This is a genomic window from Mesorhizobium sp., from assembly GCF_005063415.1.
GTDB lineage: Bacteria > Pseudomonadota > Alphaproteobacteria > Rhizobiales > Rhizobiaceae > Mesorhizobium.
This window is the reverse complement of record NZ_SUEG01000357.1, coordinates 1-755: the sequence shown is the minus strand read 5'-3', so window position 1 is coordinate 755 and position 755 is coordinate 1. Positions and strand designations below refer to the sequence as shown.

The window sequence follows — 755 nt, the reverse complement described above, 5'->3', positions numbered from 1 at the left end:
CCCGACCAAGGTTGAAGCGGATCTCGTCAATGGCGTACTAACTCTGGATCTTCCTCGGGCCGAAGAGGACAAGCCCAAGCGCATTAACGTGAAGGCGAGCAAGGAGGCGGGTCATGGCTAAGCGAGAGACCGCCAGAGCGGGAACGAAGGGGAGCAAGCAGTCTCAGGTCACGCCGACTAGCCAACCGGAGCTGGAGGGCAAGCTGTCCGCGGAGCAGGACGCGGGCGAGCGGACCCATGAGAGGCTGGTCTTCGTACCATGGGTTGACATCTACGAAACTGAAACGGGCCTTGTCGTCGTTGCGGATCTGCCCGGCGTCAGCCCGGCGGGTTTGGAGGTCACGTTGGAGAAGCGGGTGCTGTCGATCTATGGCCGCGTTGAAGAGGATACGCCCGAGGGCCGCAGCCAGGCCTATTGCGAGTATGAGGTCGGCGATTTCGAGCGGCAGTTCACTCTCTCCGGGGATTTCGACATCAACGGAATTGAGGCGAACATGAAGGACGGTGTGCTTCACCTCGCCATCCCGAGAGCTCCGGAGGCAGCGGCAAAGCGGATCGAGGTTAGATCGGTTTCCTGACGGTCGAGGAAGATTGCGCAGACGTCGCGCTCGCCAGCGGTTAGCAGAGCCTACTCCATGACTCGCGCCGGGTCCTCTTCGCAACCAACGTGGGCGTTGCTGTCGGAGGAATATCGTGAATATCCTGATTGTCTATGGAACGACCGAAGGCCAGACGCGGAAAATTGCCGCACGGAC

2 protein-coding genes are annotated in these 755 nt (G+C 60.5%); both read left to right on the top strand.

The annotated features are described in order from the left end of the window. The coding region (locus E5W70_RS32590) for an Hsp20 family protein (protein ID WP_292665480.1) at positions 1–121 on the top strand (121 nt) is incomplete at its 5' end. Next, positions 114–578 carry an Hsp20/alpha crystallin family protein gene (locus tag E5W70_RS32585; RefSeq protein ID WP_292665479.1) on the top strand — a complete coding sequence of 155 codons (465 nt, stop codon included), beginning with the start codon at positions 114–116 and terminating at the stop codon, positions 576–578. The genes E5W70_RS32590 and E5W70_RS32585, both read left to right, overlap by 8 nt. Positions 579–755 lie beyond the last annotated feature (177 nt).

Coding starts and splice junctions, on each gene's coding strand:
- E5W70_RS32585 (WP_292665479.1), top strand. CDS start 114: ATGGCTAAGCGAGAGACCGCCAGAGCGGGAACGAAGGGGAGCAAGCAG.